The sequence below is a fragment of the Bacteroidetes Order II. bacterium genome, assembly GCA_016788705.1.
Taxonomy (GTDB): domain Bacteria; phylum Bacteroidota; class Rhodothermia; order Rhodothermales; family UBA2364; genus UBA2364.
In genome coordinates this window covers 1-22,687 of the sequence record JAEUSQ010000037.1, presented here as the reverse complement: position 1 = coordinate 22,687, position 22,687 = coordinate 1, and the positions used below count along the sequence as shown (strand labels likewise).

General features: G+C 46.7%; 16 protein-coding genes. 11 read left to right on the top strand and 5 right to left on the bottom strand.

Features of this window, described 5'->3' with window-relative positions:
- Positions 1-401 precede the first annotated feature (401 nt).
- Genes JNN12_09240 through add form a run of 3 tightly spaced genes read right to left on the bottom strand, consistent with a single transcriptional unit; the run spans position 402 to position 3,542 of the window.
- Complete coding sequence (locus tag JNN12_09240; GenBank protein MBL7978514.1) at positions 402-1,790, bottom strand: HAMP domain-containing histidine kinase; 1,389 nt, start codon at positions 1,788-1,790, stop codon at positions 402-404.
- Positions 1,787-2,473 (bottom strand): response regulator transcription factor, encoded by a 687-nt coding sequence (locus JNN12_09235; GenBank protein MBL7978513.1) that lies wholly within the window; start codon positions 2,471-2,473, stop codon positions 1,787-1,789. Before JNN12_09235 ends, JNN12_09240 begins: the two co-directional genes overlap by 4 nt.
- A gap of 22 nt (positions 2,474-2,495) precedes the next feature.
- Entirely contained in the window at positions 2,496-3,542 is a 1,047-nt protein-coding gene (gene add, locus JNN12_09230) for an adenosine deaminase (protein MBL7978512.1), read from the bottom strand.
- A 178-nt stretch (positions 3,543-3,720) separates the two neighbouring features.
- Between add and JNN12_09225 the strand changes: the two genes are divergently transcribed.
- From JNN12_09225 to JNN12_09195, 7 genes are all read left to right on the top strand, one after another.
- On the top strand, positions 3,721-5,307 hold the full coding sequence (locus JNN12_09225) for a M20/M25/M40 family metallo-hydrolase (GenBank protein MBL7978511.1): 1,587 nt from the start codon (positions 3,721-3,723) through the stop codon (positions 5,305-5,307).
- Between the two features lie 148 nt (positions 5,308-5,455).
- Positions 5,456-7,732 (top strand): T9SS type A sorting domain-containing protein, encoded by a 2,277-nt coding sequence (locus JNN12_09220; GenBank protein MBL7978510.1) that lies wholly within the window; start codon positions 5,456-5,458, stop codon positions 7,730-7,732.
- A gap of 220 nt (positions 7,733-7,952) precedes the next feature.
- Entirely contained in the window at positions 7,953-9,239 is a 1,287-nt protein-coding gene (locus tag JNN12_09215; protein ID MBL7978509.1) for a peptidoglycan-binding protein, read from the top strand.
- On the top strand, positions 9,196-10,005 hold the full coding sequence (locus JNN12_09210; protein ID MBL7978508.1) for a hypothetical protein: 810 nt from the start codon (positions 9,196-9,198) through the stop codon (positions 10,003-10,005). The genes JNN12_09215 and JNN12_09210 overlap by 44 nt, the downstream gene beginning before the upstream one ends.
- A 133-nt stretch (positions 10,006-10,138) precedes the next feature.
- Positions 10,139-11,602, top strand: a complete 1,464-nt coding sequence (locus tag JNN12_09205; protein ID MBL7978507.1) for a GWxTD domain-containing protein — start codon at positions 10,139-10,141, stop codon at positions 11,600-11,602.
- A 10-nt stretch (positions 11,603-11,612) separates the two neighbouring features.
- Positions 11,613-12,209: a threonylcarbamoyl-AMP synthase gene (locus JNN12_09200; protein MBL7978506.1), complete on the top strand. Its 597-nt coding sequence runs from the start codon at positions 11,613-11,615 to the stop codon at positions 12,207-12,209.
- An 83-nt stretch (positions 12,210-12,292) separates the two neighbouring features.
- A complete protein-coding gene (locus tag JNN12_09195) occupies positions 12,293-13,798 on the top strand; it encodes an asparagine--tRNA ligase (GenBank protein ID MBL7978505.1) in 1,506 nt (501 codons plus the stop codon).
- Positions 13,799-13,979: 181 nt separating this feature from the next.
- Here the strand turns inward: JNN12_09195 and JNN12_09190 are convergent, their stop codons facing one another.
- Positions 13,980-14,396: a CoA-binding protein gene (locus JNN12_09190; GenBank protein ID MBL7978504.1), complete on the bottom strand. Its 417-nt coding sequence runs from the start codon at positions 14,394-14,396 to the stop codon at positions 13,980-13,982.
- Positions 14,397-14,531: 135 nt separating this feature from the next.
- Here JNN12_09190 and JNN12_09185 point away from each other — a divergent pair, with 135 nt between their 5' ends.
- Together JNN12_09185 and JNN12_09180 are read left to right on the top strand one after the other, a co-directional pair.
- Complete coding sequence (locus JNN12_09185; protein ID MBL7978503.1) at positions 14,532-15,014, top strand: asparaginase; 483 nt, start codon at positions 14,532-14,534, stop codon at positions 15,012-15,014.
- Between the two features lie 19 nt (positions 15,015-15,033).
- Positions 15,034-15,498, top strand: coding sequence for a hypothetical protein (locus JNN12_09180; GenBank protein ID MBL7978502.1), 465 nt, complete (start codon positions 15,034-15,036; stop codon positions 15,496-15,498).
- A 22-nt stretch (positions 15,499-15,520) separates the two neighbouring features.
- Here the strand turns inward: JNN12_09180 and JNN12_09175 are convergent, their stop codons facing one another.
- Positions 15,521-17,257, bottom strand: coding sequence for a hypothetical protein (locus JNN12_09175; GenBank protein MBL7978501.1), 1,737 nt, complete (start codon positions 17,255-17,257; stop codon positions 15,521-15,523).
- A gap of 454 nt (positions 17,258-17,711) precedes the next feature.
- Here JNN12_09175 and JNN12_09170 point away from each other — a divergent pair, with 454 nt between their 5' ends.
- Positions 17,712-19,436: a trypsin-like peptidase domain-containing protein gene (locus JNN12_09170; protein ID MBL7978500.1), complete on the top strand. Its 1,725-nt coding sequence runs from the start codon at positions 17,712-17,714 to the stop codon at positions 19,434-19,436.
- Positions 19,437-19,813: 377 nt separating this feature from the next.
- Positions 19,814-22,687: DUF11 domain-containing protein (locus tag JNN12_09165; GenBank protein MBL7978499.1), on the top strand; the 2,874-nt coding region annotated here is incomplete at its 3' end.

Here is a 22,687-nt window from a genome sequence, read left to right as displayed (position 1 = left end):
ATGCACGTTGGGCACTGGCTACACCCCCATCATAAGGCCATTCGTTTGAAACCCCATAAAGACCGGAACGGTAAAATCATCAATACCTCCAAACGAAAAAGTTTTCTCCGGCATGGTTTCGATATGCTCCAGCCCGCTGTCCAAAGACCCAAAGCAAACAAACTCCTACAATAATGGATGATGGAAACCTTCTTCAAGAACGATCCAAAATGTCTTATACACTTGTTTTTTATTCGCTTATAAAAGTGTAGGGGGAAGTGGGCGAGCATATACAAAAAAAGCGGCCCGATGTTCCACACAACACCGGGCCTTTGCCGCCTTCCTGTGGCGAAACTCCGTCCACAGGTCATTCACCGTGTTTTCCTTAAGCCCTAAACTACAAATATGACATTGGAACAGGCTTAAGGATGAATTAAAACAGTGTTAGAAGTTTGCTGAATGGTTGGAAAATATACTTGAATATTGGTTCCTACGTCTAATTCAGACTCAATGAGGATTCTGCCTTTGTGGACTTCGATGATGCGGCGTACCAAAGCCATGCCGATGCCGAATCCGGGGAATCCCCTGGCATTCTGGGCCCGATAGAGCGGCTCAAAAAGTAGTTTCTGGTCTTCTTTGCTCATACCAATGCCTTGGTCTTTTACTGAAAAAACTACTTCTCCTGGTGCTGTAAAAAGGGTAACCGTTATTGGTTTATTATCCGAAAATTTAAGGGCATTTTCCAAAATATTGTGAATCACCGTTTGAAACAGCGGCTTGTTTCCCCATATCGTTAGGGCATCTGGATGCTCTGGCAAGGATAAATCAAGAGAAATATCTATTTGTGTGTTTTTTTGATACAATGAATCAAGTTGTTCTTCGAGTATTTCATCCACTCGGAGTTCTTCCATTTGAAGTTGGCCGATGTCGTTTTGGGTCTTGGAGAGTTGAAGTAAGTTATTAATCAGGTTGTTGAGGCGTTCGGCATGACTACCTATGGTTGTTAATGACTTTTGGTAGGTGTGGGCATCGCGGTTATCCATTAAGGCCAGCTCAACCTCACCCAAGATAGCCGCTAACGGATTCCGGATTTCGTGCGATGCATTTGAAATGAAGTGACGCTGGGTGAGAAATGCCTCTTCGAGGCGGGAGAGGAGTTGGTTGAAAGTGGAAGATAACTCGCCAAATTCATCTTTTGGATTAAAGACCGAAAGCCTTCGTTTTAGGTTTGTCGCCCTGAATGCGCGTATCTCGCCCACTAAAACCTCTAAAGGTTGTAGGGCTTTCCCCAATGACCACCAAGTGGTAAACATTATGAGAGCGATGGCAATAATGGAGCCAATAAAAAGAACCGAACGCAAGTTTCGGAGTTTGGTCCATCCATAACGGTCGGTTGCTGTAACAATGATGGCATATTTTTTTTCTCCAAACGGATATAGCTGCCCCGCACCCTGAATGGCTCCGTGCTCAAAATAGGACTTTTGGTAGGTTTGTAGTGCCTGAATAAATGGATATTCAAAATGATGAAGCAGGGAATCTATTACCAGATGATTTCTGATATAGATGACATATTCTTTTTCATCTGGCAAAAGCTCCGAGAACCGTTTTTTAAAATGGGTAAGGTTTTCTGGAGAAAGTTTTCCTTGTTCAAAATGGATTTTTTCAACAAGTTCCACGCGGTCATATAGCCGTTGAGTAAATTCGTTTTTGCGGAAGCGCCATGAAAAGTAATAAATAGAAGAACAAAACAATACCAAGAGAATCAGGCTAGAGAGGCCGTGAATTAACATCAACTTTAAGCGGATGCTCATTCAGCAGTCCCCTCCTTAATCACATAACCCATGCCAATAACCGTATGGATAAGTTTTGTCTTAAACGGTTTATCTACTTTATTTCTAAGATAATTTACATATACATCAATGACATTGGTACCGGGCTCAAAATCCAAATGCCAAACTTCTTCTAGGATGGAAGTTCTGGAAACCACCCGTCCTGCATGGCGCATTAAAAAGTAAAGGAGATTAAATTCTCGGGCCGTTAACTTTAGCAGTATGCCCGATCTTCGTACTTCTTTCCGGTCTAAGTCCAGTTCCAAGTCACTGATGCGCAAGATATTGGTTGTGGGGGTGTGGAGTTTCCGGCGTTGTAAGGCACGGACTCTTGCCAATAGTTCTTTAAATTTGAAGGGTTTGGTGAGATAATCATCAGCGCCGCTATCTAAACCAAGCACAATGTCATCGGTCGTGCCCAGAGCCGTTAACATTAGGATTGGGGTGTCGGTATTTCCCCCTGCACGGATGCGTTTACAAACCTCTACCCCAGTCATTTTAGGCAAGATAATATCAAGTATGATCACCTCGAAGGCGCCTTCTTGTGCCAATTTTAGCCCCATCTCACCATCAAATGCCTGAGCCACTTCGAATCCTTGCTCTGTAAATCCAGACTTCAAAAAGGAGGCGATGCCGGGTTCGTCTTCTATCAATAAAATGCGCATGTTTCATTCGGTCAGATAAGGGTTAAATAGCATAGATTTCCTGAGTTGCTTTAGCGAGCATATCCAAACGACTTTTATGGGGCAAAAAGGCATAGCGGAAACCATTTAAGACAATTTCTTTGAGTTGTGCTTCCGAGACGCCACAAAGTGTATGCACCCGCCACAGTTCTTCCGTTACCGAAGTGCGGCTAAACAATCGGTTATCAGTATTGATGGTCACTGGAAGGCCTTCATCTACATATTTTTTCAGAGGATGGCTGTCAAATCCGGTGACGACATGGGTTTGAACATTACTGGTGGGGCAGATTTCCAATGGAATTTGGTGATCCAGCATAAATCGTAATAATTCTTCATCTTGGTATAAACTTGTGCCATGCCCGATGCGGTGTGCATGGCAACGGGTTACGGCTTGTTTGATCGAGTCTGGCCCCCAAGACTCACCTGCATGTACGGTCACGTTGAGCAGGTTGTTGATGGCATGGTAAAAAGCAAACAGGTGATGTTTTGGGGGGTGTCCTGCTTCTCCTCCGGCGAGGTCAAATCCTACCACGCCCCGGTCTTTAAAGGCCACGGCCAATTCTGCCTGTGCCAACGAGGCGCTTTCGTACCGATCGCGGAGTCCACAGATAATGACCCCTGTTTTGATGTCAAAATCTTTTTCGGCCCGGGCCAAACCCTCCAATACTGCCTCATTTACGGCTTCCATACTCATGCCTTCCCATGTGTGGGTAATGGGTGCGTACCGAACCTCTAGGTATCGAACATTTTCTCTCGCATTTTCCTCGGCCAGTTCATATGCGATACGTTGGAGGGCGTCCGGCGTTTGCATGAGGGGGATGGTATAAGAGAACCAAGAAAGGTATGCTTCGAGGGTGGGGGAATCATCTACCTGAAGCAACACTTCGTGAAGGCCTTCTTCGGTATCTGCTGGTAATAAGTCTGTTTTGCCTTGTTCACGTGCCAACTCCAGCATAGTAGATAAGCGGAGAGAGCCATCAAGGTGACAATGTAATTCAGCCTTGGGCCAAGAATGGATAGTTTCGCGGGTTAAAGGGGTTGTTTGCGACATGTTTTTTTCCAAACAAACTTACAACCTATTTTTGGGGATGTCAACAGGAGGCATATTATTTACCTCGGACACGATGGAGCGGATGTCTAAATGGCATTGTCTTATATTGGTCGTATGACACGGATGTTTTTTTTGCTATATTCATTCTTCACATTCATTCATACAATCCCAAAACCCTATGAAGTACAGTCCAAAAATAACCCCGATTCTTTTGCTACTGATCTTGGCATTGCCGCTTTTGGCCCAAGAAAAGCCGGATGAAGAGATCAACAAAGTTATACGGAAACATGGTTTAGAGAAAAGCAAGGTCATGGAAACCGCCAGTTGGTTGACCGATGTTTATGGGCCGCGCCTTACAGGTTCTCCTCAGTTAGACCGTGCCACCGAATGGGCCATGAACCAACTCCGTTCGTGGGGGTTGGAAAATGTTCATACAGAGAAGTGGGGGCCCTTCGGACGTGGTTGGGAGGCAAACCACTTTTCTATGAGTGCTGTTTCCCCCAATCCTTTCCCCATCATTGCATACCCCAAAGCATGGTCGCCTTCGGCCAGTGGAACCGCCGAGGTTGTGGTTTTTGATGTGCAAAAAGAAGAAGACTTGGGCAAATACAAAGGCAAACTGGCCGGGAAAATTGTCTTGATAGAGCCTATTAGGGAAACGAAAGAGTGGTTCGATCCACTGGCGGTTCGTCACGATGCTAAGAGTTTATTGGATTTGGCGAATGCGGCAGCCCCCGCTTCCAATGATCAGCGGTTTAACATGAATCGGAACCAATTGGGCGACCTCAAGTGGGCACTACTCTATGATGAAAAGCCATTGTTGATCGTGGATCGTAGCTTTAAAGGGGACTATGGAACGGTCTTTGTCTCTGGCGCCCGTGCAAAAGAAGGTCGGGCACAAACCGCCAATGCCGAAGTATTGCCTCAGGCAACGATGGCGGTAGAGCAATACAACCGCATTATCCGGATGATCGAAAAAGGGCTTAGTGTAAAGGTGACGGTTGATCTGAAAACCAGTTTTTCTAACACTGATGGTATGGAAGCCAACATCATTGCCGAAATTCCTGGAACCGATTTAAAAGACGAAGTGGTCATGTTTGGCGCACATTTCGACTCGTGGCATGCAGGAAGTGGCGCAACCGATAATGCTGCTGGCTCGGCTGCCATGATGGAAGCGGCCAGAATTTTGATGGAAACCATTCGGGAAACAGGTAAAAAACCCCGTCGTACCCTCCGAATTGCCCTTTGGACGGGTGAAGAGCAAGGGCTATTGGGTTCCCGTGCTTATGTTGCCGATCATTTTGCTGAGGTAGAAGGGATGGGCAATGTAAAATCTCTTAAACCCGGACAAGAAAAAGTGGCGGGCTATTTTAATATGGACAATGGTACAGGAAAAATTCGTGGGGTTTATATGCAAGGAAATGCAGCCATCGAAGGCGTTTTTCGTCCTTGGTTAGATGCATTTAAGGATTTGGATGCGTCCACCTTGTCCTTGTCCAATACAGGTGGAACCGATCACCTTGCTTTTGATGCAGTCGGTATTCCGGGCTTTCAGTTTATCCAAGAACCGATGGCGTATTCCAGCCGGACCCATCACTCCAATATGGATGTCTGGGATCATTTAGTGGCAGAGGACATGAAACAAGCCTCGACGATAATAGCCTCTTTTGTGTGGCATACCAGTCAACGCGATCAAAAATTACCTCGTAAACCGTTTAACTTAAATCCGCGACCAGCTACTGGTGGAGGCGGAGGACGTCAGTAAGTATCCGTCTTTCTTGAGGCGAAGAAGAGTCTGTCTTTTGCGACAGGCTCTTTTTTTTTGCGGTTCATGAGCACTCTAAACCTTCTTATTGGCGTAAGGAAATAAAGGATTCAGCCTTTCAATTCTATTAAAACAAATCAAATAAAACATGAAGAAGCATCTCTTGGGTCTCGTTTTGTGGTTTTCATTTTCTTTCGCACAGGAAGCCCCTCGAACCATTGGCGTTTATGGCGGCACCATTAATGCAATTGCAGCAAATGCGAATGACCTGTATGTGTCAACCGAAAGTTCAAATTCCATTTTCCACCGAGGGCTACGAGACTATACGTTTTCTGCATTGCCTGGTTTTGACAGTAGTGATGGATATGGTGGTGGTATTCGTCAGATGGTTGCGACAGCATTTCGTAAGTTATATGTGCTACACAATGGAAAAATTATTCAATATGACCACACAACAGGCATAAAAAACACATTGGTTTATAATAATGTACAGGCCATTGCTGGTGGAGGCAATAAAGTTGTTTTTTTATATCAAGACAGCAATCTGAAACTTGGGTTTGGCAGTGTTACCGGAACAGGTTTTAAGCCCGATGCCGGAAGCCCTGTGGTGGTTTCATCGGCCATTTCCGGTAAGGTGTCGTTGGTGTTGGATCCGGTGGATGAAACCATATGGATTTTGCGGGAAGGAAATGCGCCTTCTTCAACCCTCTTGTACCACAGTAGCGCCGATTGGGCTGCCGGTTTTGGGACAATTTCTGCCATTCCCCTTACAACGGCCCAAGTGGGCAATGACAAATATTCTACCTTGGGCGTTGCGCCAGACGGTCGGGTATTTTTAGGTGGTGATACTGGAACGCCCCCATTACATTTTAAAAAGGTGGCGTATTCGGATGATGACGGCATTCATTGGACACAAGTAAATACGGGCGTAAATGGCATTGCTGGGCCTAATATAACATTTGAACAGGTGGCCAGTGGGTATGCCGTCTATTTTGGATCGGCTGTGAGTAGCAATCAGGGAGGTAGTGGAACATGGCAAAAATTTGGACACACAAGCTTAGAAACCAATCCAAACGACGGGCCTACATTCCCCGACCCAATTTCTACACAATGGGTGTATTTAACCAACGATGCGGGACTGGGCAGGAGCCTCAATAGGGGTGCTGATATTGTGAACATAAACGCTGGTATTGAAGCCATTCAAATCAATGGTTTTGGTATGAATGAACGCAAAACATTGGCTTGGGCCGTAAGCAAAACAGGGGTTTGGAAAGGGAGTTCGTTTGCCACCTCGAGCGAATGGTGGAAGGTATCTTATCCTTTTGGAGATGGATCGCCTTATTATTCCGTCGCCGTTAGTCCGGATGATGATTGGGGCCAGGCGCATGTTTATGTGGGAAACTCACGGATTTATGTGGACTTTGAAAGTGGGACAGGGGGATGGAAAAAGGTGAGAGACTTACCCAGTACGTATTCTGCGGCTACTTATGTGTCGGGGATAGCCGTAGATCCGAACGACCTCTCCCGTATTTTTGTGAGCTATGTAGATCCTACCACAGGCTATGGTGGAGCAGAAGTGGGTGAATACGATCGTGGGACTGGGACATGGACTTTTACGCCATTAGATGGCTTCCCTACTTCGTTGGACGTAGAAGACATTGAGGCTTATTCTGTGGGGGGAGTGACCAAGGTTTTGGTTGGAACCGCATACAATGGGGCCACTGGATTTCTTAAACGCTATGGCTGGGATGGGACTAAATGGGCAGTAGAAGCAACGTATTCCAATACAAAACTCGGAATTGAAGATATTTTTGTAGCTGGCCCCACCTCCGACCCGGTGGCGTGTGGGTATGACTACGACAGCAATCAAATGTATGTTGTAAGCATCTTGGCTGCTACCTATAATGTTTTTGCAACTGCTTCGGGTGTCCCAAATACAACGTGCAAAGCGGTTACCGTAGATACCGCCACGAATAGCTATTATGTAACGGCAAATAATAGCGTTTATGTATATTCTGGGGGTGTTTGGACCACGTATGCTACCTATCCTAATGGCACACAAATCAACGTCTTGTATTTTGATGACTTAGTGGTTGGTACTGGTACGGGATTATATGAGCACCGTAAATGGGCCACCCAGACAACGCCTGAGCTGCTCCCTCGAAAACAGGTTCTGGCTAACGTTTATCCTAATCCATTTGGCAATGATGCCCGTATTCAGTTGCACCTTGCCCAGGAAAGCGATGTAGCCTGGGAATTGTACGATGTCATGGGGCGGCGGGTACAAAGCCAAGCCAAACAATGGTTACCAGCAGGCGAACAGGCGGCGAATATCAATGCGTCCGGATTGGTGAATGGGGTCTATCTTTTGCGGATTGTAATAGGCCGCATGACAGAAACCCACAAGGTGGTGGTTGCGAAATAAACTTGATAAGTAGAGCCGTTATGCAAGAAACAAGTTTTTTGTTTCAGAATACACAACAAAGCACTTTGAGGAGGGTATAAAGAGACCACAGATATCTGGTTTTTAAGCCAAAAGGTTGGAATTGCAAGCGCTCCCCTTGCAGTTCCGACCTTTTCTTTAGTACCTTGTATCACCGCATCCGCCACCAAAGCCCTTGACAATTCTTCAACCTAATGAACCCATGCCAAATCCTGTAACCTCAACATCGGTCGGTGCATCGTTGGCTGTAGATGATCGCCCCACACTCGAACTCAATGATGGGAAAACGCCAGAAACCCTCGAACTTAAACCGTTTGTTTTAGAATTGCAAAAATTACTGCGAAACAAAGGATTTCAAGTACCTTTAGATGGTGTTTTCGGGATGCAAACCAAGGAAGCCGTCGTGGTTTTTCAACGGGGCAAGGGGCTTGGAGACGATGGCATTGTCGGCAGGAAAACATGGGCAGCACTATATGTGAATGACCGTCCTTTACTCCGTTTATATGATGGATTTGATCATGTGACACCCCATCTCCGAGATGCTGTCCGCGAATTGCAAAGCGTGCTTCGCGACAAAGGGTATCCTGTTGGTAACATTGACGGAAGATTTGGGCCTTTTACCGAAAGTCTGGTAAAACAATTCCAAAAAGCCCATGGCTTGAAAGAAGATGGTATTGTTGGCGCCGGAACTTGGGCAGCACTGTTTAAAGTTCATTTGGAATCACCTTATTACAAAGACAATCCAATTCTAAAAAATATTGAACTGACACCCCAAACGCCTATCCTTATCCGTACAGGGTGGCCAGCCAGTCGGGTGCGTATGGGAGAACTGTATAACCGAATGGGTGGGTTGATCAAGGCGATTCAGAGCCTTACCCAAATTCCAATTGAATCTGCACTGGCGGTGTTTTATGTGGAAAGTGGTGGTCGGATACACCTTGCCAATCGGGCTATTATCCGATTCGAGAACCATCATTTTTTTCGATATTGGGGTAAGTACAACGAGTCTGTGTATAACCGACATTTTCAGCATGGTGGTCATGCTGGCGTTGGAGGTAATTCTTGGCAAAACCATCGCTTTCGCGAAACACTAAACGAGCCTTTTCAGCCTTTTCATGGTAAACAAGACCTGGAGTATCGTGTTTTGGCCTTGTCTCAGCGGCTTGCAGGCGATTCGGAGCCGGGGTTGATGTCGTGCAGCATTGGCGGGCCTCAGATACTCATTTCTGCTTATCGCAACATCGGCTACGAGAGTGCAATGGCCATGTATAATGCGTTTCAGGCAGGAGAAGCAGCACATATTCTTGGGTTTTTTGATTTTTGTAAAAACGTAAAAGCACCTGAAGCAGGTGCTATGATTCGTTATCTGAAAGAAGGGAGTATTAGGACTTTTACCCAATATTATAATGGTTCTGGTCAAGTAGAAACATATGCTAAGTTGATTAATGATGCGCTCACCGAAGCCAAACAATTGGGTATTCGTTCTTAAAAGTTTTCCTGTGGGGGCGGCCATTGCAGGCTTGGTGGCTGCTTCATGGATTTGGGCTACTGTAGCAGCATTCCGGCTACCGGAAGAACCAGTTTTATTTGTACTGGCTTTTGCTGGAACGTTTTTGGTCTATGCCGCAGATCAATTCTCTTTTCTCTCGCCCGAAGATGTTCTGAATAACCGTAGAACGACCTCTGATTTTGGCTTATTCTGGTGGATAGTTATTGCTTCTCTTTTGATCTTGATTGGTGCGGTTATGTTGTCTCGCTGGTTGTGGCAGCCGTTATTGTTTCTAACATGTGTTGCGGCACTTTATGTTTTTCCTGTTATCTGTGGTAAACGATTAAAAGAATTTGGCAGCCTCAAAACCATTTGGGTTATAGTTGTTTGGGGGCTGAGTGGCGTGGTTTTACCGATCTTGTTTTTTCGCGAAGAATGGCCCGAAAACGGTGTGTTTTCAATATTCTATCGGATGGTTTATATTCTGCCTAATGTCCTGATTTCGGATTATTTAGATCGGTCTGGCGATGGAATAATGGGGATCAAGCCCCTGTTTTTTAATTGGTCTCTACAGAAACTGCGTCAAATAATGTGGTTGGGTGCAATGCTAGGGATTGGCTTCTGGACCTACACCCCTTTTCCGGTAGAAGACTTAAGTGGCTTGTTGGTAATTACCCTTTTGGCAACGTACCCATTACACCATCCTCTTTTTAGATATGGATTGGATTTGGCGGTTGCATGGCCGATGCTGTACCTTGTATTTTGAAAACGGTTCAAGCGATTTTACATACCATTCATGGCTTAGGTCGTTCTCTCTGAACTTTTTTTCCGCTTGAATCGTTCTAAATAAATTAGATTAGCGCAACCGCTATTCCCTATGCAACCCAAAAATCATCCGTATGCAACAGCTTGGTTCTCGTTTATTCTGGTATATATTGATCTTGGTTGGTACTGCTGTGTACCCTGTTTTCGCGCAGGAGGCTCCAGAACCCCGTCGCGTCAAGGTAAGTCTGGATCATGCTTCCTTTGCTTATGAGGGTGGTAATAGTCTTTTTGAAATATATCTGTCTTTTGAGGTTAAGTCTTTGCCCTTCCGACCTGTAGCCGAGGGAGGTTTGGTTGCATTGGTTCCTATACAATGGAGACTTACCCGAAACACCGTACAATCCGATGGAAAGACGGTGGCCGAGGCGGTTCGGGGCGATGCCATGAGGCTGGCTTTTCCCATCGCGGATACAACCTTTGTAGGTGATAGCCAAGTCTTTCAGTATTTGATCCGAGATCTTGTCCCGCCGGGAGAATACGAGTTGATTCTCAAGATTTTGCCGGATGCCACCTTAGGAATCGTGGGGGAGTCTCTTACACGCCAAGTGACGGTCAGGAATTTTATGGACCAGACGCCCAAAGCCAATATGTCTGACATTATGTTTGCATCGGCGATGGAGCCTTCTTCAAACCGAGACGATGCTTTTTATAGAAGTGGCCTTTCGGTACGCCCAAATCCAAATCAATTATATGGAAATGGAGTAGATAAATTACTTTTTTATGCAGAAGCTTATCAAATTTCACAAATCAAGATCAATCCAGAACAAGCCGAATATACTTTATTGGCCTATGTTTCTGCTGCAAGTGCGCCTCAGGCCATACCGGGACTGGAAATCCGGGAGAAACGCACCCTTCGGGAGAATGATGTTCTGACGGGGAGTTTTGATGTCAGTAAATTGGTTTCGGGTGCATACTTTCTTCGGGTGGCTATCTTAAACGAAAATAACGAAGCCGTTTTAGAACAACGACGTAAGTTCTTTATTTATAACCCTAATATCCAACTTCAGGAAACAAAAATAGATCCTGATGAAGACTTCTTGGCTTCTGTGTTTGTTAATATGACCGAGGAAGAAGTGGCGGACGAAATGGAGCACATAAAAATTATTTCTACAACTACAGACGAACGACAAATGGCCAAATTGGCGACAATAGAGGCTAAACGGCGGTGGCTCTATGATTATTGGTTGGCACGAGATACCAATCCTCAGACATCTATAAATGAATACCGGATGGAATTTTATGAAAACTTACGGATGGCGAAAGACCGTTATTCTAATAAGTTTACGATTGGTTGGAAAACGGATCGTGGAAGAACCTTGCTAAAATATGGCCTTCCTTCTTCTACGCAACCCAATTTGTCGCGCCGCGAAACCGTACCTTACGAAATCTGGGAATACAACAATATCCCCGGTGAGGGACGGGCGGAGTTTATCTTCGCAGACATGAGCGGATTTGGGGAATTTGAATTGATTCATGCCACCGTTAGCGGGAGTCGCAAAAGCCCCAACTGGCAAGCCGAAATTATAAAGAAAAATTAAACATATCGGGATGACGCCCTTTCTTGAGGAAGCCGTAGATGCCGTCTTGGCGGGAAATGTGGTTATCTATCCCACCGAAACGGTTTATGGGATTGGTGGGGATGCTGAAAATGACGAACTAATCCAAAAGGTGCAAACCATCAAAGGGCGGGATGCGACTAAGCCCATGTTGGTACTCACCGACGATTGGGATCGGGTGGTTGGATGGATTGCGGAATATACAAGCATTCACCGTAAGTTGATGGATGCCTCATTACCCATTACGCTGCTGTTTCACCCCACCCATTTGGTTCCTACACGTCTTCGAGGGCTTTCAGCATTGATTGGTATCCGTAAAACGTCCCATTCTTTTTGTAAGGCATTGATTGAAAAAACGGATCGTTTATTGCTTTCCACATCGGCCAATCCGGCTGGAAGCGCACCCGTAAACGACCTGAAAAATTTGCCTTCGTCATTTCTGTTGAATGTAGATTGTGTTGTGGATGCGGGTGCTTTGCCCGAAGCCCCCCCCTCATCGGTTGTGGCCATATCAGACGGTCAGTTGAAGTTGTTACGGGAAGGTGCGGTTGGTATGGCCGAATTAAACCGCCTTTTGGCCTCGAGTTAGGGGTGCATCTCTGGATTCTTGTAGCGGATTAACGTATCTTGCGCTACTGAATTTTAGCAAATGTTTCTCCAAACAGGTAATTTATGCAACACGATTTTGTGTACATCCGGGACTTGGCAAGCCACGATGGACAATTGGTGACCTTGAAAGGATGGCTTTATAACAAACGTTCATCCAAAGGATTGCACTTTTTAATTTTACGAGATGGAACGGGCCTAGTACAATGTGTGATGGCAGAGCAAGAAATTGGAACGGCGTCTTGGGCTGCTGCCGAAGATGCGACGCAGGAGAGTTCTTTGGTGTTAACGGGGTTGGTGCGGAAGGATGATCGTCAGATTGGGGGATACGAGCTTGTGGTTCATGAGGCGGTTCTGATACAACGGGCAGAAGGGTATCCGATCACTCCCAAGGAGCATGGAATTGAGTTTCTGATGGATCAACGGCATTTGTGGTTGCGTAGCCAGCGCCCTTGGGCTACGATGCGGCTCAGAAACACTATCATCATGTCTATTCATCACTATTTTCAGGAGCAAGGATTTGTGCAGATGGATGCCCCCATTTTTACCGGAAATGCGGTTGAAGGCACCTCCACTTTGTTTGAAGTTGATTATTTTGATGAAAAAGCCTATCTCACCCAATCGGGACAGCTATATGGCGAAGCGATGGCTATGGCGTTAGGAAAAATCTATACCTTTGGTCCTACGTTTCGGGCTGAAAAATCCAAGACCCGTCGCCATTTGACTGAATTTTGGATGATCGAACCAGAAATGGCATTTTATGACCTTGCCATGAATATGGACATGGCAGAAGGGTTGTTGCGCCGGATTTTGCGGGATGCACTGGCCAATTGCAGGGCGGAACTGGACGTTTTGGGCCGAGATGTGGCGCTGCTGAAAAAAGCCGATGCCACGTTCCCTCGAATTCACTATTCGGATGCGGTGGATCTGCTTAAGAGTAGCAAAAGCATGGAAATGTTGGATAGTGAATTGGAGGCCGCTTTTGAGGAAGAAAAGAGCCTACGTTCGGAACTGACTGAAATCAAAAAAAACTATGGATCAGCCAAAAAGTGGGAAAAGAAGAAGTTTGATGCGCGGGAAATCGAAATCAACCAATTATTAGAAGATTGTGCTGAACGTCAGCGTAATTTACCTAAATGGAAAGCCTCTGCCATTGCTTTTGAATGGGGGAATGATTTGGGGGGCAGCGACGAAACCGTACTGACAAAACATTTCGATACGCCCATTATGGTACACCGTTATCCGGCTGCCGTCAAAGCGTTCTATATGAAGCGCGATCCAGAAGACGATCGGTTGGCACTAGGGGTAGATGTGCTGGCTCCAGAAGGGTACGGAGAGATTATTGGTGGGGGAGAACGGGCAACCGATTTGCAGTTTTTGCTGGATCAGATCCGCGCACACGACTTGCCGGAGTCTGCCTTTTCGTGGTATTTAGACCTGCGGCGGTTTGGATCGGTGCCGCACAGTGGGTTTGGGCTAGGATTAGAACGCACCATTTGTTGGGTGGGAGGTCTCAAACATGTCCGGGAGGCGATTCCATTTGCTCGGTTGATAAGCCGACTGAGTCCCTAACCCGTTTTTTGACCATTCACCACGTTTTTTTGACCAATTATATAAAAATTAGGCCAAAGGCGTTTGAGAATGTTGTATTTTTTTGTAGCCCCGAAGTAGCCTGCGTTTGCGGCTGCTTCAGTAGGAGGAGGTTGTAACGTGTCCAAAGCAAGCAATTGAATTGGGCACGTTTTTTTATGGCCTAATCAAGGTAGGCATGTTCTACCATCGTACAACGGTTCGTTATATAGGTTAAGCCGTTGGTTGTGGCAATGCGTCGGGCCTCCTCGGAAGAAACGCCCATTTGAGTCCAGATGACAGGTCTTTCTTGCGTTAAAGCCATTCGTAGAAGAATCTCCTGCACAACAGCAGCCGTATAACGGGGTTGCCTGAAGATATTCACCAGGTCTATGTTGATTTCAGTTGGAACAGAGAGCAGGTCAGGATAACAGGTTTCTCCAAGAATGTCGCTTTGAACATGGGGGTTAATCGGGAGTATCCTAAAACCCACCGATTGTAAATAGGCGGCAATCCGATGGCTTGTTCGGTAGGGTTTGTCGGAGCAGCCCACCACGGCGATGGTTTTGGTATGTTGAAAGAGGTCTTTGAAGTTGGTCATGGGTTAATCTTATTTACAGGGAAGTCCGTTTATTTGGCGAAAAAAGAATCTTTGCTACGCACGAGGGTTTTAATTGCTCCCATCTTATATCCGTTTTAACTTCCACTCCCTAAATTCCCCAAACCCCCATTAGAAATGATTACCATTTTTACCACTGGTGGCACCATAGACAAGGTATATTTTGATGCCAAGAGTGAATTTGAAATTGGCGACCCAATGATCGGCGAAGTTCTTCGTGAAGCAAATGTGACCCCCGCATACGAAATCCGCCAATTAATGCGGAAAGATAGTTTGGAAATTACGGATGCCGATCGGCAAGCAATATTCGGCGCCGTAGAGGTTTGTCCGAGCAAGCGTATTATTATAACGCATGGGACTGATACGATGGTCAAAACTGCGCAAGTTTTGGCACCCTTGGCAACAAGTCGGGTCATTGTATTGGTTGGTTCGCTTTCTCCGGCAAGGTTTCGGAATACAGATGCCGTATTTAACATCGGATTTGCAATGGGGGTCGTTCAGGCGTTTGAACGAGGGGTCTATGTAAGCATGAACGGTTGCATCTTTCATCCGGATCATGTCGTAAAAAACCGGGCCGCCAATCGTTTTGAGGCGGTGTAACCCCCAAATGAAGCATTTTGTGATGCAAGTTCTTAAGTTAGACGATCTGGTACGTGGCCTTGAACTTAGTTTAAGACAATTACTGGTTTATCTCAATCCTACAACCGGACAAGTGGCTGCGATAACACCGGAAGCTTTTCATGCGGCTGAAAAGGGTGGATCGGACAGCGGGAAGGGGTGGGAGCAAATGGAAACCCGTTTGGCCGCTGAAATTTTGGATAATGCCGATTGGATGCGGTTGCCAACCCGTCAGGACGTGGATGAATATGATATCATGCACCGATTTGTCCGGAATGTGGTAGTCAATGAGGCTAAAATTGACGAATTGAATCGGGTACTACAGTCCGGGCTGGCGGAACGAAGGTGGGAAATGGTGGTCACAGGGTTAAATTTGGCGGATGATTGGCAACGGTTCCGACGTCAGATGTTTCGTAGGGCGATGAAAAACTGGTGTGCTATTCATGAACTGGATTATGAGGAATAAGAATTTTTGTAACCAGATTTTATTACGGTTTGTGCAAGAGCGCCAATATACGTGCGGCGGCATTGCCTTCTAAAGGTCCCAATTTTTGGATTGCTGCTTGTTTTCCGGCTGCCTTATGCTCTGCGAGATGTTCCATCCAAACACGAAAAGGTGGGTCTTTGTGACCACTTATGGTGTAAACAAAAGGGGCAGATCGGAGTTTGAGCAAATCTAATTTGAGTGGGTCGAGCAGCAAAAGAGGAAGGCCCATCCACATCATTTCCCATCCAACAGTAGAATAACAAGTAGCACCAACGTCGGCTGCGGCCAGCATCGGAAATAGTCCGTCTTGTATTTCGAGCAATCGGTCTATAATCCCTGCTTCTGCAAATGCCTGGCGATAAAGGCCATCGTCTGTCTCGCGGGGATGTGGTTTGACAACACAGGAAAAATGATTCTGTACACAAAACTGCGCCAGAAGTGGCCCAGAAAGGGTACGTACCTCATCAAACATGCCTTGAGCCTGTGATGCAAAAAGCAAAATGGGCCTTTGCTGGGCGTCCTTGAATCGGGTTATCTGGTCATTCGGAACCACCCCAGCTTCCAATCCAGTCACCAAGCGTCCAACGGTCACGGTTTTTTCAGGTGGGTAGTGGCATTCTGAAACCAAATATTCCCGTACTTCGTCGCCCCAGCAGCAAAACAAATCCGGGATAGCGGCTGGTATGTCATGTGGTGCAAAACGATAATCTGCATTGTGACGGTCTATGCTCCCATGTTGGTAACCAATTGTTGGGATTCCCCATGTTTTTGCGGCCTCTACAACGGTGCGGCCAATCGAATTGTTTTCACTGGAGCCAATGACGGCGGTCGGATTTTTCTCTCCAAAGAAGCGATGCAAAGATTGTTTGACAAGGTGAAGAACCGGAATAGAGGCCGAGGATTGGGAGAGGGCGTCTCGGAACTGGGATTCCCAAAATGGTGGTAATGTAGTAAAAGTACCTTGAATGATGGTTTTATTATTCAACCGTCTATGGTATTTCCCAATTTGCCAAAGGGTGTGAAAGATTTTTTGCGGATGGTACAAAAGGAACTTTATCAAGATGGCATCTAACGTGGTATTTGGGTAAGGGGTTTGGGGTTGGCGCAGCAAATGGGGGAGTTGTTCCAAGCCTTTTGGAGGAATCGGTAGAAGTTCTAAACGACGTGCATTGGGGCCTAATGCAGTGAGTAGCGGATCGAAGACGCGGTCGGTCATTACGCCGTCAGCACCCAACTGGTTATAAAAAATATTCGAGAACACCCATATACCTTCTTTGGGTAGCTTGTTTAGGGCATACGATAATTGAAGTAGGTGTTTTAGGTACGAGAGGCTGAATCGCACAGGCCTTTTCTTTTTCTGATCATGCAACGGAACGACATGCAAGTTTGCATGAGGGATAAGTACACGCCAAAAGGGAATTGCTGCGGAGTGGGTATAAATTTCCGTGACCATTGTCAGATCAAGGTCTGTCGGGAGGCGGTCTAATTGTTGCGCCATACGAAATAGTCGGTAGAAAATGCGGGCCCGGACATGTAACCAATATGATTCTCCCTTAATGGCGCAAAAATCTTTTACGGCAATTCCATTCACTTTCACTTTATCCGAGCGATCAAGCCATTGCAATATTGCATCTTGGTGGGTAGACTGTATCCCTGTTTGCCGTAGGTCTATGATGATTTGAGCAGTGCATTTTTTTTGTTCTTCAGCAGTTAAGTCTCGATCGGTTAATATGGTCATGTGGGTGGTTTTGAATACCTAAAGGTTTTTTTAAACAAGGGTTGTGTGGGATTGGGTGAACATCAGGGTATGGTTTGGGCCGTGGCGTAAGGGTACCCTAAAGCGGAGTATAAGCATTTGTGCCCACCCCTGCAATGCTTAGGGTCTTCTTTTGGGTTGATGTCAAGAAGTGATAGAGGTTCATTGGTCTGGGGTAGAGATTCCGTTTGTTGGAAATTACCCTTTTCCCTTCCGGATGAACAAGGGCATCTTGTGCCCACGTCATCACTAAAGGGTGGGGTCAATGTTTTTGCTTTACAATTTCTTTAAATAAAGGTAAAGTCAGATGGCAAACCAAAGCTTTTTTGAAATGTTTAAAAGGCAGTATTAAGAAATTATTACCTTATCTTTAATTAATGTGGTGTCTATTGGCAGTTGGCAGGATCAATACATTTAACAGTGGGAGGTTAAGCAAATGCGATACCGATTGAGCAATGGCTTTGCTAAGTGTATGGCTTTCTTCGTGATGGGATGGCTTTCTTCGCCTGATTTGTTTTCGCAGGTGGAGCGCGTTCACCTATCCAGCCGCTTTCATACTGCGTTTGTGGCTTTGGGAGGGCATGTAACCTTCGAAGTGACTTGCTGGAGTTTATCCACACGTCCAGATCTCTTGGAGCAGGCATTTGAAAAGGGGAAATTGCACTATAATCCCTCGCACTTTCGGGTTATTTCTGCCACACAAAGCCGTGTATGGACACTTGAACAGTGGATGCCTGTCAGTCGTATGAGGTGGGTGTTTGTGTTGGAACCACGTAAGCGTGGCAGCCTGAAAGCGCCAATTTTCAGCTTTTCGGGGGATAAAACCACTTATGCCACTGGGCAGCAAGTTTTGCATGCTTATGTCAATTTACCGGAACGAATAACCGCACAGGAAGGGATAATGCCAATTTGGGTACATCATCGGAAGGCTGGAGAGCCCATCCGGATTGGTTCTGCTTTTTTGATTCGGGAAGATGCGGTTGTAACCAGTTTTCATACCTTGGTACAAGCGCGTGAGGTGGATATCCGATTGCCCAATGGTCGTTTAATCACCACGAAGAAGGCATGGGAGATGGATGCAAAACGAGATATTGCGGTTTTGGCGGTAAACCCTGAAGTCATTCGCAAGGCTGGTCTTGTGCCCTTGAAACTGGCGGAAAAAAATGATAAAACGGCCTATCTCGAAAATGTGGTATTTACCGCTGGGTGGCCGCGGAGCCGCCAAATGCCCAGTGTGGGTACATGGTCAGAAACAGAGGAACTTGGATTGCCAAACAAAGGGGATCAAACTACTAACCGCCAATGGGTCAGTACAAATGCGGTTCGACCCGGAGACAGCGGTGGGGCATTAATGGATGAAGCAGGTAGGGTGTTGGGCGTGGTTTCTTTGGGCGACCAAGACCGTACCGGAGAAGGGCAAAAACAGTCTATGACCGTTTCCACCGATCCGCGCCCTGTACTTGATAAAATTGATTGGAAGGCTAAACCACGGCGTTTTTTTTACTTTTTCAACAAAACCAATGCCGAAGACACGCCTTATCGCAAACTGCTGGAAGCATCCGATATGTTGTCTCTTGCTGCCGAAAGATCCGATTATGTGAAACAAGGCACCATTGCCCATTATGTCCGGCAAATGGACGATTTGGCAGTAGAAGTGGAAGAAGATGCCCGTGCGCAGTTTTTAAGTGGGGCGATATACCAACTCATTGGGCTGCGGGAAAAGGCGGTTGCTGCCTATAAAATGGCGTTGGACCGGGATGAGACCCAGTTTATGGCAGCCTTTGCATTGGGTTCTGTTGCTTTACAACATGCACGTTATGGAGAAGCCCTAGGGTATTTTAAAAAAATCCCCCCCCAATCTCCTTTAGAACGATTCGCCTTATATGGGATGGCCCAAGCACATCTGATGCGAAACGAACTAAATGCCGCTGCACTTATTTTGGAGGTGCTACTCCAACATGAGCCGGAAGACCCGTCGGTCATTTTTTGGATGGGTATTTGGCACCTCAAACAAGCGGATGAATTATCGGCTCGTTTAATGCTGACCAAACTCAAGAGCCTGAATTCGGAATGGGCCGATGCTTTACGACGCTCCATTGATGCGCCAGGATATATTGCACCAATTCCTATTAAACCCGTGCCTATAAAGATTGTACCTTAAGGTCCGACATTGTTTCTTTTCTTTATAGGACAACGGTACTGGCCTCTGGACGGTTGGAACCGTGGCTGTGGGTGCTACGCTCACCCTCACCATTACCGTGACCGTGAATTAATAACTTCCGCCGCTTCCCTCCGAGTCTCACCCCGTAGCCAGTAGGTTGCTACGGGGTTTGGTTTGCGGCAATGAAAAACAGATGTACACCAGAAGTGACACATCTGTTTTTTGAAAAACAAAGAAGTGATCATGTGGTTAGCCGAATATAGCACCTTTGTGAACTCCTAATGGAAAAGGAGACTTGGTTTGGCATAGGGTTTGCATTAAACACATTAGCTTAAATGAGCCAATGAATAATCATAGCCGCTAACCACATATACACCATGCATGAAAAAAAGATAAAAAGTCCATTAGGGATTTTGCGAAACCTTGCCCGATACCCTGGGCTCTTGCCATTTTTATTGCTTCTACTGATGGGCGGATCTGTACATGGGCAAACCATTACAGGGAACGTCTTTCGTGATTTCAACGCGAATGGTACGAAAGACAACAGCGCTACGTTTAATGAAATTGGTGTAGGCGGTGTTACCGTTACCTGTACAGATAGCTCCGGCGGGACGGCCACAACCACCACTTCTACCACAACAGCAACCTTAGGAACGTACACGCTTTCCGGATGTACAGGCGCAAGCCGAGTGGTATTTTCAGGCTTGCCGATTGGCGACTTTTCGGGGCCAGGAGGGACGGATAGTAAAACCAATGTTCAGTTTGTAACCGCACCAGCCTCTAATGTGGACTACGGGGTTAACTACCCTAAAGATTATTTAGCCTCTGCAAGCCCCAAGGTCGCCATCCCGATCTTTAAAGGCGGTTCCAATATTTCAGGATCATTTGCCAGCCTGCCGGTTTTTGTGTCATATCCATGGACCAATACCGGACAGGCTACACTACCAAGTAGTGATGCCCTAAACTCACAAGTTGGATCCGTTTGGGGGGTTGCGTACCAACGAATTACCAAGTTCGCTTTCGCCAGCGCATTTTTGAAACGACATGCTGAATTAGGACCAGGCGGATTGGGCGGGATCTATAAAATAGATTACTCAAGCGGAACCGCTGCGACAAGTCTTTTTTTGGATTTAGAGAACGCGCCTTATAACATCAATTTAGGTACGTTTGATGCTTCGGATACGGCTCGGGGGTTTAGTACATCCAATACGCTTTCACAAGATGATGATGCCTTTTACCTGACCGGCAAAGTAGGGCTTGGCGGCTTGGTAGTTTCGGACGATCAAAAAGACTTGTACACAATCAACCTGTACGGGAAACAGCTCATAAAAATGCGGATCGGGCTAACAGGAGCCGTTCCAACAGGCGCAATGGTGACCCAGTATGCTATTCCCACGCCCACCTGTAATCATGGCACAAGCCGTCCTTTTGCTGTAGAGTTTTATCGGAGTTTGGTTTATGTGGGCTTGGTTTGTAGTGCGGAAGATGCATCCGGAACAAGCGCAGATTTGGCAGCCTACGTTTATACGTTTAATCCGGCAACCAACACCTTTACCAACACCCCGTTGCCCGGCTTCCCCATCACATTGTCCTATCCGAAAGGTAAGGCTTCCATTAGCCCGCCGTACGGTAATCAATGGTACCCTTGGTCAGATGACTTTAATGATTTTCTCTTTGTTAGTGGAGAACAAATAGTTAATCCCCAACCGGTTCTGTCTGACCTTGACTTCACCCCTTCTGGTTTGCTGGTACTTTCTTTCATGGATCGTGGGGGGCATCAATTAGGGTATGCGAACAGACGTCCCAGCGGATTTAGCGGTGGGCTTGTTTCCTACATTTCCGGTGGTGATGCTTTGGCGATGTGGAATAATGGCGGAACCTGGACATTGGAATCTGCGGGTGTCGTTGGTACCATTGCCACAGGTTGCGGACCTTCTAATGGACAAGGCCCGGGCAGTGGCGAATTCTTCTGTAATGACAACTGGGGCGCAGATCACGAAGAAATTGGCATGGGCGCTGGCGTGGTAAATAGCGGGCGCGGCACCATCAAAGCGGCTATTATGGATCCAATTACCTATAGTACCGGCGGTACGGTGGACTGGAGCCTCACAGATGGTGCGAAGTCACTACCCTACGAACTTTTTCTTGCTGCAGGTGCGGCTGGATTTGAGCCAACATTTGGCAAAGCGGGTGGCGTGGGTGATATTGAAATTTTGGAGAACCCTGCCCCGCTTCAAATTGGGAACCGCGTCTGGCTGGATACCGACAAAGACGGGATTCAGGATGCGGGTGAAAATGGGCTGGATGGGCTTACGGTTACACTGACTTGCGGATCACAAACGGCAACCACCACCACAGCAACCGTTGGTGGGCAAGTGGGGGTATATTATTTTACGGATGGCGCAGGCGGGATTTCCTCTTGGCCGAATGGAATGATCCCACGTAACACCTCTTGTACACTTTCGGTAGGCGAAACCACCACGGTTTCGGGCACCACCTATTACGCTACCAAAGCGGATATCGGGGCGAATGATGAAACGGATGCCGATGGTGTGCATATGGATTCAGCAGGTAATGCCAGTCCTCTTGTTCGGATTACATTTACAACGGGTTTTGCCGGACAAAACAACCACAGCTTTGACTTTGGGTATGCCGATACCAACGTGGGGATGAACATCCGAAACTGTACCGAAGTCTCTGCCGAAGTCGAAACTGACGCCGACTCTACACCTGATAATGGCTATACCTTTACGGAAGATGATGATGCCTGCGTTACGGTTTTGAAACCACCGGCCTGCGCCATTAACACGCCCACCGTAACGCCCACTTGTAACAACAATGGTACTGCTGGCGACCCCAGTGACGACACTTTCACCTTCACCATTTCGGCTACGGGAACGGGTGTAGGGGCTAATTATAAAGTGGATAAGATCAGTCCAGCCCCAACTTCAACCGTATTTGCCAGTTTGAACTACGGTGCAACCAGTGCAGCCAGCAGCAGTTTCCCCATTTCGGGTGGAAACCTGACCCTTACCTTGACGGACAACACCACCGCAACTTGTACCCTCACCCCCGTCACCGTTACCGCCCCGCCGACTTGTTCAGGCGTGGTGCCAACGGCAGATTTGGAGCTAACCAAAACCTCCAGTAGTCCGGTTGTTCGTCCGGGAGATACCCTTACGTTTACGCTCACTTTGGTGAACAAAGGCCCTGGAACGGCGAATGGGGTAGTCGTCCGAGATATGCTTCCA

Coding starts and splice junctions, on each gene's coding strand:
- JNN12_09240 (MBL7978514.1), bottom strand. CDS start 1,790: ATGAGCATCCGCTTAAAGTTGATGTTAATTCACGGCCTCTCTAGCCTG.
- JNN12_09235 (MBL7978513.1), bottom strand. CDS start 2,473: ATGCGCATTTTATTGATAGAAGACGAACCCGGCATCGCCTCCTTTTTG.
- add (MBL7978512.1), bottom strand. CDS start 3,542: ATGTCGCAAACAACCCCTTTAACCCGCGAAACTATCCATTCTTGGCCC.
- JNN12_09225 (MBL7978511.1), top strand. CDS start 3,721: ATGAAGTACAGTCCAAAAATAACCCCGATTCTTTTGCTACTGATCTTG.
- JNN12_09220 (MBL7978510.1), top strand. CDS start 5,456: ATGAAGAAGCATCTCTTGGGTCTCGTTTTGTGGTTTTCATTTTCTTTC.
- JNN12_09215 (MBL7978509.1), top strand. CDS start 7,953: ATGCCAAATCCTGTAACCTCAACATCGGTCGGTGCATCGTTGGCTGTA.
- JNN12_09210 (MBL7978508.1), top strand. CDS start 9,196: ATGATGCGCTCACCGAAGCCAAACAATTGGGTATTCGTTCTTAAAAGT.
- JNN12_09205 (MBL7978507.1), top strand. CDS start 10,139: ATGCAACAGCTTGGTTCTCGTTTATTCTGGTATATATTGATCTTGGTT.
- JNN12_09200 (MBL7978506.1), top strand. CDS start 11,613: ATGACGCCCTTTCTTGAGGAAGCCGTAGATGCCGTCTTGGCGGGAAAT.
- JNN12_09195 (MBL7978505.1), top strand. CDS start 12,293: ATGCAACACGATTTTGTGTACATCCGGGACTTGGCAAGCCACGATGGA.
- JNN12_09190 (MBL7978504.1), bottom strand. CDS start 14,396: ATGACCAACTTCAAAGACCTCTTTCAACATACCAAAACCATCGCCGTG.
- JNN12_09185 (MBL7978503.1), top strand. CDS start 14,532: ATGATTACCATTTTTACCACTGGTGGCACCATAGACAAGGTATATTTT.
- JNN12_09175 (MBL7978501.1), bottom strand. CDS start 17,257: ATGACCATATTAACCGATCGAGACTTAACTGCTGAAGAACAAAAAAAA.
- JNN12_09170 (MBL7978500.1), top strand. CDS start 17,712: ATGCGATACCGATTGAGCAATGGCTTTGCTAAGTGTATGGCTTTCTTC.